This is a genomic window from Mycolicibacterium sp. CBM1 (assembly GCF_054073305.1).
In genome coordinates this window covers 137,707-153,885 of sequence record NZ_JBSXPP010000015.1, presented here as the reverse complement: position 1 = coordinate 153,885, position 16,179 = coordinate 137,707, and the positions used below count along the sequence as shown (strand labels likewise).

Genomic DNA, 16,179 nt, shown 5'->3' with positions numbered 1-16,179 from the left:
GCTCACTCCAGTCCCGCTGCCAGTGCGGCCAGCGCCTCGTTGAAACACTCCATCGGCGCGGTGGTGATACCGGCGCCGATCTGTCCGACACCCGCCTGGCGATGGGCGATACCGGTGTTGATGATCGGCAACACCCCGGAGTCAACCACCAACCGCGCGTCGATCCCCGCCGGGGTGCCGCCGAAGTTTAACGGCGGCAACGTGAATGCTGGATTACTGCCCAGCGTGATCGACAGCATCCGGCGGCTGTTGGCCGTTGCGTCGGCCGGGGTGCCGCCGACAAACTGCACGATCGCCGGTGAGGCGGCCATGGCGAAGCCGCCCAATCCGTTGGTCTCGGTGATCGCCGAATCACCGAGGTCGGCGGCCGCGTCGTCGACGGTGTAGCCCGGGAAGTACAGGCCGTCAACGGGATTGGCGGGCGCCTGGAACCACTGGTCGCCGGTGCCGCTGAGCTTGATGCCGAAGTTCACCCCGTTGCGGGCCATCACGGTCACCATGCTGCTGCCTGGGACGCCGGCGGCGGCGTCGGTCATCGACTTGCAGGCGGCCATCGACACGTTGAGGAAGAAGTGGTCGTTGCCGGCGACGAACGCCAGCGCACGACGCACCGCGTCGGACGCCACGCCGGAGTCCAGCAGCGCCAGTGTGAGCCGTTTGAACAGCAGCCCCGAGGCGGCGGCATTACGGTTGTGCAGCTCGTCACCCATGTGCAGGGCTTGTGCCATCAGCGGTTTGAGGTCGGCGTCGCCCAGGTTGCGCACCGCGGCCTGCATGGTGGCGAAGAAGTCGCTACCCAGCCAACGCAGCCGCTCGAGCACCTCCGGTGAGTTGGCACCGAAACGCAGCACCTTACCCAGGCCTTCGTTGAGATTGCAGAACGCGCGATTTCCGGCGGCGGTGTTCTCCACCACCCACACCGGCATCGACGGGCTGATGATGCCGGCCATCGGTCCGACGGCGCCGTGTTCGTGACACGGCTCCAGCGCGACCGCCCCACTTCCGGCGATTTTCTCGGCGGCGTCGAGGTTCTCGGCCCAGCCTTCGTAGAGGATCGCCCCGGCGATGGCACCGCGCTGCGGGCCGCACATGTCGGGCCACGCGATGGGCGGCCCGGCATGCAGGATGCGCCGCTCCCCCGGGCCTAGTCCGGCGATCGCCTCCGACGCCAGGACGAGGTCGACCAGCCGGGGCTGCGCGGCGAGGTAGCGTTCGTAGGCAATCTGATTGGCCGCCCCGATGCGCGGATCGCCGACCAGTTTGGCCAGCGTCCAGCCCAGTGCAGGATCGGCGCCCGCCGGCGGTGCCCAGGTGAGATTGGTGACCTGACCACCAGCGGCGGTGATGTTGGTGGCGAACCCCTGCAAGCCGACGTTGACGACGTTGAGGTCCTGTGCGAACAGCTTTTTCACTGCACCCCTCCACGTGCGGCGACCAAGCTCGCCGACCACACGGCTGCCTCGGCATTGCTCGAGGCGACCAGCACGCCGGCCGCCTGCAACCCCGCAACCGCCACGGCGCGATCCTGCGGATCGAGGTCGGTGCCGCAGACGTAGCCGATGAACGCCACCAACCTGCCTTCGGCGCGTGCCGCAGCCGACGATTCGCCGATCACCGAAATCAGTTCGGCGGTCGGATCGTCGGCGGAGCCGTAGCCCAGTACCACGTCGAACAGCACGACGGCCGTCGCCGGATCGGCCACCTCGGCGCGGATCCGCGCGTTCTTCTGCGACGGGTCGATCATGGGGTGCGGTCGACCCTGGGTGAAGTCGTCGTCACCCATGTCGACGATGGTGTTGTCCACGCTGGTGCGGATGTCGCTCAGTGCGGTGTTGCCGGCCACCGGGGTATTGGAATACGCGGATATACCGGCGGCGCGGTGCACCAGCTGGGCTTCGTAGCAGAATGTGCCGCCCGAGAAGATGCCCCGCACGTAGCGCTGGGTCGTCGCCATGGCGCCCGCGAGATCATCCAGGGCAGAGCGGGTTTCGTCGGTGATGGTGATGGCACTGGCGCAGGGGTGCTCACCGCCGGCGAGTGCGACGGCCATGTCGGCGGCCTGGGCGAGGTAGGTTGCGCCGTACACACCCTCGCGGGTGACAGCGGCCGGGTCGGCGCCGAGGAAGATGACGACGACGGGCTTGTCGCTGGCTTCGGCAGCGGACAGCACCGTGGCCGCCACATCGGGTGACGGCGGCTTGGACACCAGCACGATCACCGAGGTCGCGGGATCGGCGTCGAGCGCGGCCAGCCCGTGCAACATCGAAATGCCGCCGATGGCGTCGGCGAGATCGTGGCCGCCGGTGCCCAGCGCCTGCGACACCCCGGACCCGTTCTGGTGGATCCGCACCGTCACTTCCTGGGTGCCGGTGCCCGACGCGCCGACCACCCCAATCGGCCCACGCCGCACCACGTTGGCGAAGCCCAGCGGAACGCCGTTGACGATCGACGTGCCACAGTCCGGGCCCATCACCATCAGGTCGACCTCGCGGGCGTACTGCTTGAGCGCCAATTCCGCGTCGACGCTGACGTTGTCGCTGAACACCATGACATCCAGGCCCAACTGCAACGCCTTCATCGCCTCGGCGGCGGCATAGTCGCCGGGCACCGAGATCAAGGCGAGGTTGAGCGCCGGGTTCTGGGCCACTGCCATCTGCAAGCTGGTGATCGGTGCGGCGACACCGGCCGGCTCACCGCTGTCGGCTGGCGATGCCGAGAGCAGCTTGTCCGCCAGCGCAAGGGCCTCGACGCACGCCTCGTCGCTGCCCGACACCGCGACGATCAGATCGTTGGGCCGGACCGCGAAGCTGCCGAGCCCCGCCTGGGCCAGGTTGTCGACATTGGTGGCCGATGCCATCACCACCGAGGCGGCGTCGATCCCCGGTACCGCCGTCACCTGCGCCGACACCGTCATCAAGGACACCGAGTCCTTGTAGAGGTTGGGATAGGACCGTGATCCGATGCCCATGGGTCAGGCGGTCGCAGCCAGGAAGCGGTCCGAGTCGGCGACCCAGCCGAAGATCCCGCCCTGTGCCTTGATCATCTCCAGGGCCACCCGCTGGAACTCGGGGAAATAGGAGGCGACGCCGTCGCTGAGCACCACGCATTCATAGCCTCGGTCGTTGGCTTCGCGGACCGTGGTGTGGACGCACACCTCCGTGGTCACCCCACACACCACCAGCGTCTTGATCCCGCGGTCGGACAGGATCTGACCGAGATCGGTGGCGTGGAAGCTGCCCTTGCCCGGCTTGTCGATTACCGGCTCGCCGTCGATGGGATACAGCTGGTCGATGATGTCGTGGCCCTGCTCGCCGCGCACCAGGATCCGGCCCATCGGACCTGCCTCGCCGATGAACGTCTTACCGCCGCGGTGCAGCTTGGCCGGTGGGCAGTCGGTCAGGTCGGGGCGGTGGCCTTCTCGGGTGTGGATGACGAGCATGCCGATCTCGCGGGCCCGCGCCAACACCCGCCCGATCGGCTCCACGGCCGCCAACAACAACGACGTGTCGTTGCCCAGCGCCTCCCCAAAACCACCTGGCAGCACAAAGTCGCGCTGCATGTCGATGATCACCAGCGCAGTGCTGGTGACCTCGAAGTCCAGCGGGAAGGGTTCAGCATCGATCGTCGGCATTTGATGATTGAAACTCACCCAGCGATGATCCGCGCGTCGCGCGTCAGCCCGCCCCTGGCGTGGCAACCGCTCGAGGAGGCATGGGGCGGGAACAATGGTGGCCGATCCACGCCGCCACGAGAGAAACGCTGACCTTGCCGCAGGCCCACAGAACGTCGCGGGGCGACTTCCGCCCGGACATCGAAGGCTTGCGCGCAATCGCGGTCGTCGCGGTCGTCGCCTTCCACGCGCACCTCGGCGTCGGTGGCGGCTTCGTCGGCGTCGACGTCTTCTTCGTCATCTCCGGGTTCCTGATCACCCGTCTGCTCATCACCGAGGTCACGGCCAGCGGCCGCGTGGACCTCGCCGCCTTCTACGGTGCCCGGGCACGGCGGCTGTTGCCGGCGGCGGGCACCGTCGCCGTGGTCACCGCTGTCGCTGCCGCCGTCCTGCTGCCGCCACTGCAAGCACGCTCGGTCCTGGGCGACGCGCTGGCCAGCGCGTTGTACGTGGGCAACTACCGCTTCGCCGCGCATGGCACCGACTACCTGGCCGACACGCTGCCCTCGCCGTTCCAGCACTACTGGTCACTGGGCGTGGAAGAACAGTTCTATCTGCTGTGGCCGGCGCTGATCCTCGGTGCCGCGTGGTTGGTCCGCCGCGGTGTGCGACGGGGATTCCTGGTGGCGCTACTCGCCGTCACGGCGGTGTCGTTGGCGGTGGCATTGGTGCTGACGCGGACCTCTCCGCCGTGGGCGTTCTTCTCGCTGCCGTCGCGGGCGTGGGAGTTGGCGGCCGGCGGGTTGGTGGCCGCGACCGCACCGGCGTGGCGACGGCTGGCGCCGTTGCCTGCGGCGGTGGCGGGTGCGGGCGGGCTCGCGTTCATCGTCGCGACGTGTGTGCTGCTCGACGACCAAGCCCCCTACCCGGGCACGGCGGCGCTACTGCCGGTGCTGGGGACCGCGCTGGTGTTGGGGGCCGGGTGCGCGACGCCGACGCGCGGAGCGGGTCAGCTTTTGGCGTTGCCGTGGATGCGCGGGCTGGGCCGGCTGTCGTACTCGTGGTACCTGTGGCACTGGCCCGTGCTGATCTTCGTTCCGATACTGGCCGGCCGCGACCTCGGACTGCTCGGCCGGCTAATCGCGGTGTCCGGGTCGTTCGCGCTGGCGGTGCTGACGCTGCGCCACATCGAGCGGCCGGCCCGCTATTCGGTGCCGCTTCGTGGGTCCGCCGGGCGCAGCCTGGCGTTGGGAAGCGCGGTGACCGCGGTGGCGGTGGCCGCGGCGCTGCTGCTGCCCGCCTTCGTCCCGAGTTCGGTGGGGCGTGGGGCGCCGGCCCCGGGCGCCACGGTCGGGGTCCGCGCGACGGCGGGCGCCGACCCGCTCGCCGAAGCCGTCGCCGCGATCGCCGCAGCAGTGCGTGACTCGGCAGGCCGCAACGACGTTCCGTCCAATCTCACTCCCCCGCTCGACGCCGCGGCCGCCGACAAACCGGCACCGTTCGTCGACGGTTGTGTGCGCTCGTGGCTGGAGACCGGCGTACCCGAGTGCGCCTCGGGTGATCCGAAGGGGTCGACGACCGTGGCCCTGGTCGGCGACTCACACGCAGCCATGTGGCAACCCGCTCTGGAAGGGGCTGCTCAACAACGGCATTGGCGCTTGGAGACGATGGCGAAGATCACCTGCCCGCTGCAGGGCACCGCCATCACCAGCCCCTACCTGGGACGCGAGTACACCGAGTGCCAGACGTGGCGCGCGCAGGTCTTCGACCGTCTGCGGGCCGAGCGCCCGAAGCTGATCGTGGTCACCATGGCGCGGCGCTACGGCGCCGACTTCGGCTTCACCACCTATGACTGGGGTTGGCGGGAGAGCCTGAAAACGCTGGTGACCCAACTGCGGTCGACTACCGGCGCACGAGTCCTGGTGCTCGGCCCGGTGCCCGATCCGCATACGACGGTCCCGGTCTGCCTGTCCGCCCACCTGACCGACATCCGCGCGTGCACGCCTGCGCGTGACGTCGCGATGAATGCCGACGGAATTGCCGCCGAAGCCGCCGTGGTGCGGGCGGCCGGTGGTCACTATGCGGACCTGTCGTCGCTGTTCTGCACCGACACTGTCTGCCCGGTGATCATCGGCAGTGATCTGGTGTTCCGCGACGACAACCACATCACCGTCGAGTACGCCCAAGCGTTGGCACCGGTACTGGGCATGGTCACCGAGCGAGCGCTGGCACCACCGAGCTGACCTGCACCGCAAGTCGGCCGCAAGTGCATCGCAAGTCCGGTTGCCCAGGGTGGGCACATGAAGAAACCGCAACCCGTCATCGTCACCGCCCGCCAGCCCGGTGAGCCCGATCCCGACCTTCTGGGCCTCGTGATCGCCCACCGCGTGCTACTCGCCGATATCGGCCGCCTCGCCGATGTGGTGGCCGACATTCGCGACGGCCGGCAGCGGTGCTCACCCGCACGCGCCCGCTCGATCGCCCGTTATACCGAGCTGATGTGTGAGTCGATCCACCACCATCACAGCATCGAAGACCACGTGCTGTGGCCAGTGATCGAGGCGAGCGCCACCGGCCTGATCGACCTGACCGAGCTCACCGAGGACCACGCCGCTCTCGATCCACGCCTGGCTGTGATCCGCAGGCGCGCCAACGGCTTTCGAGTGGCCGGCGGCGACCAACGCACTGCCAGGTTGCTGGCCGCGGAATTGGCCGACCTTCGCACGCTGCTCACCGAGCACATCACCGAAGAAGAGCACGACATCTTCCCGGTGATCAGGAAGTACGTCTCGGTGGCCAGTTGGCAGGCCGTCGAGAACGCGGCGCAACGCACCGGCCGGTTGTCCTTCGACGGCCCGCGGATGGTGGCGGCGATGGACGCCGACGAGCGCGCGACCGCGATCCAACAGCTCAGCCCGCCGATGCGCGCCCTGTTCCGGCTGCTGTCGCGCCGTCACCGTGCGCTGGACAGGGCGGTGTTCGCCTCGGACTCCAGCCGCGACCGCAACGCGGTGGCGGCGGCGCGGTAACGGCACGCTGCGTCGGTGTCGCCCAGCACCTCGGCGACGGCAGCCAGCGCCTCATCGACCGGACCGGTCAGCAGGCTGCCGTTGTCCAGGCCCGCCATCCGCCCTGAGTACGGCCGGAGCTCAGCGGCACACTGGGCCGCGGCCTCCAGATCGTTCACCCGAGCGGCGGCATGCGCCCGCAGCGTGGTGATCGCCAGCCAGTAGTAGGAGCGCTCGACCGGCTTCCGTCCCGCCCACACCCGGTGTGCCTCCTCGGTTCGGCCCGCATCCAGCAGGGCCAGCACCGCGGCGTCGGCGATCGACGTCGAGACGTGGGCACCTACCGCCGTCAGCTCGTCGGCCAGCGCGGCGATGTTCCCGCGTGCCAACCCAGCGGTCAGCCGCCCGACCAATGAGATCATTGCCCCGTTGGCCACGCCCTGTTCGGCGAATTGGGCTGCGGCACGGTCGTATCGGCGTTCGCCGTCGTCGATGCGTCCGGCAAGGACCGTCAGCCCAGCGGTGAACACTTCGAGGACCGTCAACAGTTGCGCCAGCTGGCCGGTGCCGGCCCGCGCCACTGACAGATCGACATGACGTTGTGCCGCAACGAGATCCGAAACGCCGGCCGCGGACAGGAATGCCAGCCAGTGCGCGACGGCCTGATAGTCGACGGCGGCGGCGGCATCGGCGGCGGCCAAGAATTCCGCGGTGAGCTGGTCTCGGTTATGCGTCTCGTCCGGGCCGAGCGCCGCGTAGGCCGCGACATTGAGGGCCGCGCACAGCGTGCGGCCGTGCGCGGCCGGGTCCTGGTCGTACAGGGCGCGGGCCAGTTTCAGCGCTTCGGCACTGGCGGCCAGTGCCGCGGGGTGGTCGAAGCCCTCGAGTTCGGCGAACAACAAGGCGAGCAGGCGAACTCGTTGCGCCGGCGGCGTCGGGCCGGCCAATACGCGGCGTAGCGAGCCCACGATCATGTCGTCGGGGGTGTCATCGACGCGGATCCGCCAGATCAACGGCGCATCCCAGGCCGAGAGCAGCCGCACGGCGCCGTCCTCGGAGTCTGCGGCCAGCGGCAACGCTTGGGTGAGCCCGTCCCGGGCACCGACGATGTCCCCGACCCTCGCCGCGGCCGACACTAGCCCGCAGTGAGCGGCAATGATGCGTCCCACCCGGTCGACGTCGGTCTCGGCTCGGCCGGCCAACGCCAGCATGCGCACTGCGGAGCGCCATTGACGGGCGGCCTCGATGGGTGCCCCCAGGCGGTCGGCGTCGCGGGCTGCGGCCATCGCCAGGTCTGCGGCCTCGGCCGCGCTGGCCGGGGTTGCGGCCGCAACGGCGTGATAAGCCAGGGCGGCTGGATCGGCGTCGCGGCCGGAGGTGCGCAACAGATCGAGCGCGGTCGCATGCAACCGGGAGCGCCGCAGCAGCGAGGTGTCCTCGTAGAGGGTGTCGCGGACCAGGGCGTGGGCGAACCGGATACGGCCAGGACCGGGCTCATCGAGCAGTCCGACGAGGATGGCCGGCTCCAAGGCATCGAGAAGGTCGTCCGGGGCGCGGTGGGCCAGGTCGGCGAGCGCGTCGACGTCGACCTCGCGACCCAGAACGGCTGCCTGCCGCAGTGCGGTCACCGTAGGTCCGGGAAGTTGTTCGAGCCGCCGGCGCAACACGTCGCCCACCCCGGCAGGTACCGCGACCCGGGCGGCGTCGAATCCGTCCGCCACACTGAGGCGGGCCAACTCCCGGACGAACAACGGATTACCCCCGGTGCGGTCGTGCAACAGGCGCAGCGCCTCGGCAGTGAGGTTCGTCAGTCCACAGTCGGCGGCAAGGGCCGCGGTCGCTGTGTCGTCCAGGCCGCCGATACTCAGGTGTGCGGCAGTATGAACCGCCAACGCCGCTCGTGCGGAATTCAATTCGCTGCCCGACTCCGAGGGCCGGTAGGTCGCAACCAGTAGCACCGGGCGGTCTCGCAGTTCGTGAATGACCAGGCGCAGCAGCTCGAGGGTGAGGCCGTCGGTGCGGTGCAGATCGTCGAGCAGAACGACGACCGGCCCGGCTTCCGCCGCCCGCGTCATCACCTCGGCGACGGCGTGGGCGGTCCAGAACGGGCTGTGCCCGCCGCCCTTATCGGAGTCGTGATGATGCAACAGCGCAGCCAATGCCCCCGCGTAGCCCGAGCCGGCCTCGACGTAGGCCTCGCCGAACTGCCGCAGCACCTCGGTCCACGCCCAGCCCGGCGGCGCGCCGTCGACCTCGGGGCAACGGCCTGCGGCGACCGTCCATCCCGCGGCCCGCAGGCGGGTCACGGCGGCGGAGGCGAGGGTGGTCTTCCCCGCACCGGCCTCACCGCTGAGCCACACCAGCCGGCAGCCCGCCTGGAGCACCTCGGCGGCCGCCTCGTCGAGCATGCCAAGTTCGCGTGAGCGACCATGGGGCGCCGCCGATTCCGTGGCTCTTACCAGCGGCCGCTGGGCTACTTCACCGACCAAACGCGGTGCATGGTCGAGAATGTCGTGTTCGAGGTCGCGTACTGCCCGCCCCGGCTCGAGCCCCAGCTCGTCCGCTAGATGGGTTCGGGTGCGGCGCAGGACATCCAGTGCGGCGGCCTGCCGGCCGGTCCGGTACAGCGCGGTGGCCAGCACCACCGCCGCGGCCTCCCTGGTCGGGTGTTCGCGGACATGGCCTTCCAGCTCCGCAGCGGCCGCGCTGTCGCGGCCGAGTGCGAGATACGCTTCGGCACGCGATTCCATTGCGGTGAAACGCAATTCAGTCAGCCTGTCCGCCTCGGCGAGCACCCACTGGGCGTCGCGTATCTCCGCGTAGGGCTCGCCGGTCCAACTGTCGAGGGCCGCCGTCAGCAGCGCGGAGCGCCGCTCGGGATCGGCCTGGGCCTGCGCGGCGCGCACCTGGTCGTCGAAGCGCCACGCGTCGACGGCGGCCTTGGGCAGCCGCAGCCGGTAGCCCGGCGCCTCGCTGACGATCACCGCAGCCGGAGTACGCGGCTCACGGTCGGGTTCGAGAACCCGGCGCAGGTGGGAGATGTAGGCCTGCAGCGCCGAGAGCGCTTTCGGCGGCGGCTCGCCCAGCCAGAGATCGTCGATGAGCCGATCGACCGACACGACGTGCCCCTGGGCGAGAACCAAGCGGGCCAACACCGTTCGCTGCCGCGGTCCACCCAACTCGGCCGGCGCCGAGGCGTACCACGCCCGCACCGGTCCCAAGACGGCCACGCGAACGAGTGGTCCGTGTGGTGCCGTCATAGTGGATCGACCCTAACTGCTAGCCTGCCCTTCGTGGAGCTTTGCGATGCCTGACCTGGTGCTTTATGAGATCGTCGACCGCGTCGCGTTGATCACGGTCAACGATCCCGAACGCCGCAATGCCGTCACCGATGCGATGTCGCAGCAATTGCGCGACGCGGTTGAGGCGGCCGAGGCCGAGGCACACGCGGTGGTGGTGACCGGTGCGGGCAAGGCCTTCTGCGCGGGCGCGGACCTCTCGGCGTTGGGGGCCGCGGCCAAGGAGGGCTTAGAGCGCATCTACGCCGGGTTCATGGCGGTCGGCCGCTGCACGCTGCCGACGATCGCCGCGGTGAACGGCGCCGCAGTAGGGGCCGGGCTCAACCTGGCGCTTGCCGCCGACGTCCGCATCGCCGGACCGCACGCCCTGTTCGATCCGCGATTCCAGAAGTTGGGCATCCATCCCGGCGGTGGCGCCACCTGGATGCTCCAACGTGCGGTTGGCCCGCAGGCCGCGCGAGCGGCGCTGTTGTTCGGCATGCGTTTCGACGCCGACGCCGCGGTACGGCACGGGCTCGCGCTCTCGGTCGCCGAGGATCCCGTGGCCGCCGCCCTGGAGCTGGCGGCCGGTCCGGCGTCAGCGCCGCGCGAGGTGGTGCTCGCGACCAAGGCGTCGATGCGCGCCACCGCGATCCCGGGCTTCGTGGACACCGACCATCACGAGGCGGCCAAGAACATCGAGCTGGACCCCCAGGCCACGTCGATCGAGTCACCCGAGTTCAAGGCCCGGCTGGCGGCCGCGCAGAAGCGCTAAGCGGCGATGATGTCGAGTAGTTTGCCGTTGAGGTACAGCTCCGCCTGAGTCATCGGAATCTTCGGGGTATCCGGCATCGCTGGTGCGGCCGAGTGGTAGTGCGCGCCAGTCGGTGTGGTGAATTCCGCCGTGTGTCGGCCATTACCGTCGGTGTCAGTCTCGACCTGCCAGCCGTGTGCCTCCTTGAGGTAGTTGCAGGCCTCACACAGGCCCAGCCCGTTGACCGCGCTGGTCGCCCCGCCCCGCCGATGCGGACGAGCATGGTCGGTGTGCCGAACCGGCGCATCGCAATACGGGGTACGACACCGCTGATCCCGCAATCCGATGAACGCCGCCAAGCGCTTCGGAAACAACCGCGACCGCGACTCCATCGCCACCAAGGCCCCGCCGTCGACACGGGCATACAACCGCCGCAATGTCGCCCGCGACCGCTCGTCGGCCACCGCATCGGCGATCATCTTCTGCGCGACCGCCGAGGGCACCGACCCGTAGCCGGCGATCACCGCCGCCCCCTGCCGCACCCCGAGCAGCGCCTGATCGGAGATCACCACATTGACCGCCACCGGCACCGGTTGGTCGGCCGCCCGCCCGGTCACCGCTCCACCAAGGTGTCGGCCATGGCCTGGCCGCGGGAGCGCCCGTCGCCACACGTATCCGCCGACCGCTTCAACGCGGCGTACACCGAAACCCCCTGGGCCACCGGCAGCAGCGCGGTCACGTAGGTCATGGTGTCCGGCGCCGGCCGAATGGTGACCGTGCGCTCACCCTCGGCCCTGGCCGCCCGGTCCACCACCGCGTGCGGATCCAACCGGTAGGCGACCGCCTTGGCGGACGCGGCCAGCGCCGCATCACCAATCCCCTCCAACCCGGCGGGTTCCGCACACAATTCGGCGTCCAACCGTCGTCGGTCCTCGATATCGAGGCAGGCCGACTCCCGCACGAGGATGGTGGCCCGCCATTCCGACAACGTCCCCTCTTCCAGGGCGGCCAGCGTATGCGGCATTTCATGCACCAGCGCCTTGGCGAAACCCAGGTGACGGCCCCCACGGGCCGGTGAATCCCGGCGCGCCAACGCCACCTCGGCGGCCACCCCGCGACCGCGTCGCGCGGCGGGCACCCCGGCTGCCGCCTCCGCAGACCGTCGCGCGGCATCCAGCGCGGCAGCGAGCCGCGCCTGCCGCGCCGCGGCGGCGGCCTTGAGCCGCTCCAGCGCCGCGATGCGTTCGACCAGGGCCGATTCGCCGGCATCCACGTCGATATCCCACAATGTATCGAACATACGTTCGATAGTAATCGATGCCGCCGACGTTCTAGAGTCCAGAGTGTGACGTACACCACATCGGGCCGGTACGCCCGGTACGTCGGGCGGATCGGGGCGCTGGCGTTCGCCCTGGGTGTCGGCATCGCGGTGGCCAGTAATCCGGGTGTCGCGATCGCCGACACCGGGACCGGATCCGGGGCCGCGCACGCCACCGCCCACTCGCAACGGCAGTCGGTGAAGGCAACGGCGAAGGTGAGCGCGGCGCACCGCCCGCCGAGGGCCGTCAGCACCCGTGCGCGTACCCGCCCGGCAACACCGCGCGAGATCGTGTCGGTCACCGATGCCCTCGGCTACGCCCGCCGCGAGGCCGAGCAGACGCAGCAACCGTCGCGCACCGTCGGCAACATCTTCTTCGCTGCCAAGCCGGTGCTTGCTTACAACGCCGCCCAAAACGTGCAGGGCACAGACGGTGTCATCACCGGGACGCTGAACGCTTCGCAGGCCAATGGTTACGCGTTGACCTTCACCGCCAGCACTCCGCAACACGGCAGCGTGCAGATCGACGACACCGGCACCTTCGTCTACTCCCCCGATCCGACCTTCACCGCGCTCGGTGGGACCGACACGTTCACCGTGACCGCCGATGACCGCCCCGGCAACCAGCCGCATTGGCACGGTCTGGCGACGCTCTTCGCCCCCAACGGCGGCTCGACCGCCACCCAACAGGTGACGGTGCTGCAGAACCCGGGAAGCCCACTGCCCACCAATGTGCTGGCCACCACCGATCAGCTCCAGGCAGAACAACAGGTCGCCAGGATCGCGAACTCACCGATCATGCGGTTGGCCAAGGCCGTCCTCAAAGTGGGCTGGTGGCTGGCCGGCCAGAAGAACTTCGCCGCCGTGGGAGGGCCCGATCCGGCCAACATGGCCCAGCTCGACCAGGCCATCACCGAATACGCCAACCAGGCCGCCATCGAAGTACTGCTGCTCAACTCGAACAGCCCGAAGGTCCTGCAGCAGGTGAACCCGCCGCACACCTGGTACCTGCAGAGCTTCTCCGGAGCGCGGATCTGGTACGACAACCCGGACACGGTCTACCGCTTCGTCGGGGTCAACACCGCCTCGAAATACGTCATCACCGGACGGTTCGACGGGACGCTGCCCGCCGACACCAACTTCAGTGTCCTCACCGGCCTGAGCGGAACGACCGCCGACAACCTCAACGGCAGAGATCTGGTGCTCGGTCCCGATGGCTCGTTCACCATCACCGCAGACTCCACGCCCACCGCCCCAGGCCAGACCAACCATCTGTACCTGCCACCCGGCACCACCTTGATCACCACCCGAAACACGTTGGCGGACTGGAACACCGAGGAGCCGATGAGCCTGTCGATCCTGCGTGTCAGCGGTCCGCCCAACAGCCTGTTCAGCCAGATCGGCGGGTTCGCCATCCCCGGTATCGGGCCGTTGGTGTCGTCCAACCCACTTCTGACGCGGTTGGTGTCACTGATCCCTCCGCTGCCGGCGCCACGGATCCTGCAGTCCGTGGAGGCCGCCACGATTATGCTGCTGCTCGGAATCAGCGGCGAGAACACCTACATGTCGTTGGCGACGACCGACCCGGTCACCGGGCAGCGCAAGCAGCCGAACGTCTTCACCGACCCGTCCCGTCAGGCATCTTTCCTGGCAACGCAATTGCAGAGCACCGGCTACTTTCAGCTCGCCGATGACGAGGCTCTTGTCCTGACGATCGATCCGGGTAGGGCTCGATACTTCAGCGTGCCCGTGACCAACGACTGGACGATCACCGACAACTACTGGGACCAGCAGACCAGCTTGAACATGAGCCAGGCGGTGGCCAACGCCGACGGCACCTACACGATCGTGGTCTCGCCAACCGATCCCGGCTACGCCAACTGGGTGTCGACCGGTGGACTCAACCAAGGGACGATCGCGATCCGCTTCCAGGATTTCGATCCGGACAGCACGACCGACCCGACCGTCAGCTCTGCCGTAGTGCCCATCGGCCAACTCGACCTCCCCGCGATTCCCTACGATCGCCAGGCGCAGATCGCGGCCCGTCAACTCGGCTATGCCAAGCGTTCCTGGCCGTATCCGCAAGCCTAACAATCCAACAGCGCAGTCTCCGGCGTCTCGATGAGACCCCGAAGGTCGGTGAGAAACGCCGCGACCTGCGCGCCGTCGGCGACGCGATGGTCGAACGCACAGGTCAGTGTCATGGTCGGCCGAGCCACCACCGCGCCGTCGACCACCACCGCGCGCGGCTTGAGCGATCCCAGGCCAAGGATCGCCGCCTCCGGGTAGTTGATCACCGGAACACCCTCGTCCAGACCGAGCGCACCGAAGTTCGACACGGTGAACGTCGAGCCGCCCAACTGGCTCGGCGCCAGCGTTCCCGCTCTGGCCCGCATCACCACATCCTCGACCGCTGTGGCCAGTTCCCGGGTCGTGCGGTTCCCGTCGACGACCGGGACCACCAGACCCCGGTCGGTGGCCACCGCCACCCCCAACCGTACATCGCTGTGCAGGCGAATCTGCGCCTCACCGGCACCGTCGACCCACGTCGCATTCAACAAGGGATGTCGGCCCAGCGCCATGACCAGCAGCCGCAACGTCAACACCAACGGCGTCACGCCGAGGCCCTCACTCAGCGAGAGCAGCGCCGAACAATCCACTTGCACGCTGGCATGCGCATCCGGAATCTGGCTGCGCGACAACGACATCTGGGCAGCCATTCGGGCGTGCACGCCGCGAACCACCATGGTTTCGGCGCGCGATACCGACACCGAAGCGCCCAGCACATCATCGCGGGTGATGATCCCGCCGGAACCCGAACCCGGTTGCAGGCTGGACAGATCCACCGCCAGGTCGGCGGCCAACTTGCGCACCTTCGGGGCGGCGCGGGGCCGCCGGCTGCGGTCCATGCCGTTGTCGGTTCCGTAGCCCACCAGCACCGCAGTGCGCGTCTCCGGTGCCGACCCGGCGTCGATGCGCACCAACAGCGTTCCCACCGGCAACGTTTCGCCTTCGGCGCCGCCGAGGGCGACCACACGCCCCGCATAGGGGCTGGGGATCTCCACCTCGGCCTTGTTTGTTTCGACCGTACACAGGATCTGGTTGAGCTCGACCACGTCACCCACCGCGACAGCCCAGCCGGTGATCGTGGCGTCCTGCAGGCCCTCGCCGAGGTCGGGCACCAGGAAGTCCTTCATGGTCGGCGCATCGCTTTCTCGACGCAGTCGAGCAGGCGGTCGACACCGGGCAGCCACGCCTTTTCCAGCCGGGCGGGCGGGTAGGGCGTGTCGAAACCGGTTGCGCGCAACACTGGTGCCTCGAGGTCGTAGAACAACTCCTCAGAGATCCGCGCCGCGAGCTCCGCCCCGAAGCCGAGGGTGCGCGGTCCTTCGTGCATGATCACCGCGCGCCCGGTCTTGCGGACCGAAGCCGCCACGGTGTCGAAATCCAGCGGGCTCAGTGAGCGCAGGTCGACGACTTCGAGGTCGCAGTCGGTGATCTCGGCCGCGCTCAGCGCGGTTCCGACCAGACCACCGTAGGTCAGGACGGTGACGTCGTCCCCGGCGCGGCGCACCACCGCCGTGCCGATCGGCGGGCCGGGATCGGACAGGTCGACCACGTCACGAATCCAGTAGCGCCGCTTGGGTTCGAGGTAGATCACCGGATCCCGGGCGGCGATCGCGTGACGCAGCAGCCAGTAGGCGTCCGACGGTGTTGAGGGCACCACGACCTTGAGTCCTGCGGTATGCACCCAGTAGGTCTCGGTGGACTCCGAATGATGTTCCACCGCACCGATACCGCCGAACGACGGGATCCGGATGGTCACCGGCATGTCGACCTGGCCGCGGGTGCGCATCCGGTACTTGGCCAGGTGGCTGACCACCTGATCGAACGCGGGATAGGAGAAGCCGTCGAACTGGATCTCCGGGACCGGCACGAAACCCCGGATCGCCAAGCCCACCGCGATGCCGACGATGGCCGACTCGGCCAGCGGGGTGTCAAAACAGCGCTGCGTACCGAAGGTTGCCGACAATCCCTCGGTGATGCGGAAGACCCCGCCCAGGGCCGCGACGTCCTCGCCGAACACCAGCACCCGGTCGTCGGCAGCCATCGCATCATGCAGCGCACGGTTGATCGCCTGAGCCATGGTGAGGCTCGTGACATCTGGCAGGGCGGTCATCCTGGGTGGCCACTCGACGATCTGCGTCATC

10 protein-coding genes and 1 pseudogene are annotated in these 16,179 nt (G+C 69.0%); 4 read left to right on the top strand and 7 right to left on the bottom strand.

Annotation, left to right across the window (positions count from 1 at the left end):
- Window positions 1-2: 2 nt before the first annotated feature.
- Genes ACXDF8_RS19665 through ACXDF8_RS19655 form a run of 3 tightly spaced genes read right to left on the bottom strand, consistent with a single transcriptional unit; the run spans window position 3 to window position 3,631 of the window.
- Window positions 3-1,412 (bottom strand): YlbE family protein, encoded by a 1,410-nt coding sequence (locus ACXDF8_RS19665; protein WP_457224957.1) that lies wholly within the window; start codon window positions 1,410-1,412, stop codon window positions 3-5.
- A complete protein-coding gene (fdrA, locus tag ACXDF8_RS19660; RefSeq protein ID WP_457224956.1) occupies window positions 1,409-2,968 on the bottom strand; it encodes an acyl-CoA synthetase FdrA in 1,560 nt (519 codons plus the stop codon). Before fdrA ends, ACXDF8_RS19665 begins: the two co-directional genes overlap by 4 nt.
- Before the next feature lie 3 nt (window positions 2,969-2,971).
- The gene (locus ACXDF8_RS19655; protein WP_457224955.1) at window positions 2,972-3,631 is read right to left on the bottom strand and encodes a cysteine hydrolase family protein; all 660 of its coding nucleotides are present in this window, start codon (window positions 3,629-3,631) and stop codon (window positions 2,972-2,974) included.
- A gap of 80 nt (window positions 3,632-3,711) precedes the next feature.
- Here ACXDF8_RS19655 and ACXDF8_RS19650 point away from each other — a divergent pair, with 80 nt between their 5' ends.
- Both ACXDF8_RS19650 and ACXDF8_RS19645 read left to right on the top strand, forming a co-directional pair.
- Window positions 3,712-5,853: an acyltransferase family protein gene (locus ACXDF8_RS19650; protein ID WP_457224954.1), complete on the top strand. Its 2,142-nt coding sequence runs from the start codon at window positions 3,712-3,714 to the stop codon at window positions 5,851-5,853.
- Between the two features lie 57 nt (window positions 5,854-5,910).
- A complete protein-coding gene (locus tag ACXDF8_RS19645; RefSeq protein ID WP_457224953.1) occupies window positions 5,911-6,639 on the top strand; it encodes a hemerythrin domain-containing protein in 729 nt (242 codons plus the stop codon).
- Here ACXDF8_RS19645 and ACXDF8_RS19640 read toward each other — a convergent pair.
- Window positions 6,564-9,848: an ATP-binding protein gene (locus ACXDF8_RS19640; RefSeq protein WP_457224952.1), complete on the bottom strand. Its 3,285-nt coding sequence runs from the start codon at window positions 9,846-9,848 to the stop codon at window positions 6,564-6,566. The genes ACXDF8_RS19645 and ACXDF8_RS19640 overlap by 76 nt on opposite strands.
- Window positions 9,849-9,924: 76 nt before the next feature.
- Between ACXDF8_RS19640 and ACXDF8_RS19635 the strand changes: the two genes are divergently transcribed.
- On the top strand, window positions 9,925-10,671 hold the full coding sequence (locus tag ACXDF8_RS19635) for an enoyl-CoA hydratase (RefSeq protein WP_457224951.1): 747 nt from the start codon (window positions 9,925-9,927) through the stop codon (window positions 10,669-10,671).
- Here the strand turns inward: ACXDF8_RS19635 and ACXDF8_RS19630 are convergent.
- A pseudogene (locus tag ACXDF8_RS19630) lies at window positions 10,668-11,950 on the bottom strand (DUF222 domain-containing protein). The gene ACXDF8_RS19635 and the pseudogene ACXDF8_RS19630 sit on opposite strands and share 4 nt — an antisense overlap.
- 45 nt (window positions 11,951-11,995) lie before the next feature.
- On the opposite strand from ACXDF8_RS19630, the gene ACXDF8_RS19625 reads away from it, so the two are divergent.
- On the top strand, window positions 11,996-14,059 hold the full coding sequence (locus ACXDF8_RS19625; protein ID WP_457224950.1) for an Ig-like domain-containing protein: 2,064 nt from the start codon (window positions 11,996-11,998) through the stop codon (window positions 14,057-14,059).
- On the opposite strand, the gene ACXDF8_RS19620 is transcribed toward ACXDF8_RS19625, so the two are convergent.
- Window positions 14,056-15,165: a dihydrolipoamide acetyltransferase family protein gene (locus tag ACXDF8_RS19620; RefSeq protein WP_457224949.1), complete on the bottom strand. Its 1,110-nt coding sequence runs from the start codon at window positions 15,163-15,165 to the stop codon at window positions 14,056-14,058. The genes ACXDF8_RS19625 and ACXDF8_RS19620 overlap by 4 nt on opposite strands.
- Window positions 15,162-16,178 carry an alpha-ketoacid dehydrogenase subunit beta gene (locus ACXDF8_RS19615; RefSeq protein WP_457224948.1) on the bottom strand — a complete coding sequence of 339 codons (1,017 nt, stop codon included), beginning with the start codon at window positions 16,176-16,178 and terminating at the stop codon, window positions 15,162-15,164. The genes ACXDF8_RS19620 and ACXDF8_RS19615 overlap by 4 nt, the downstream gene beginning before the upstream one ends.
- Window position 16,179 lies beyond the last annotated feature (1 nt).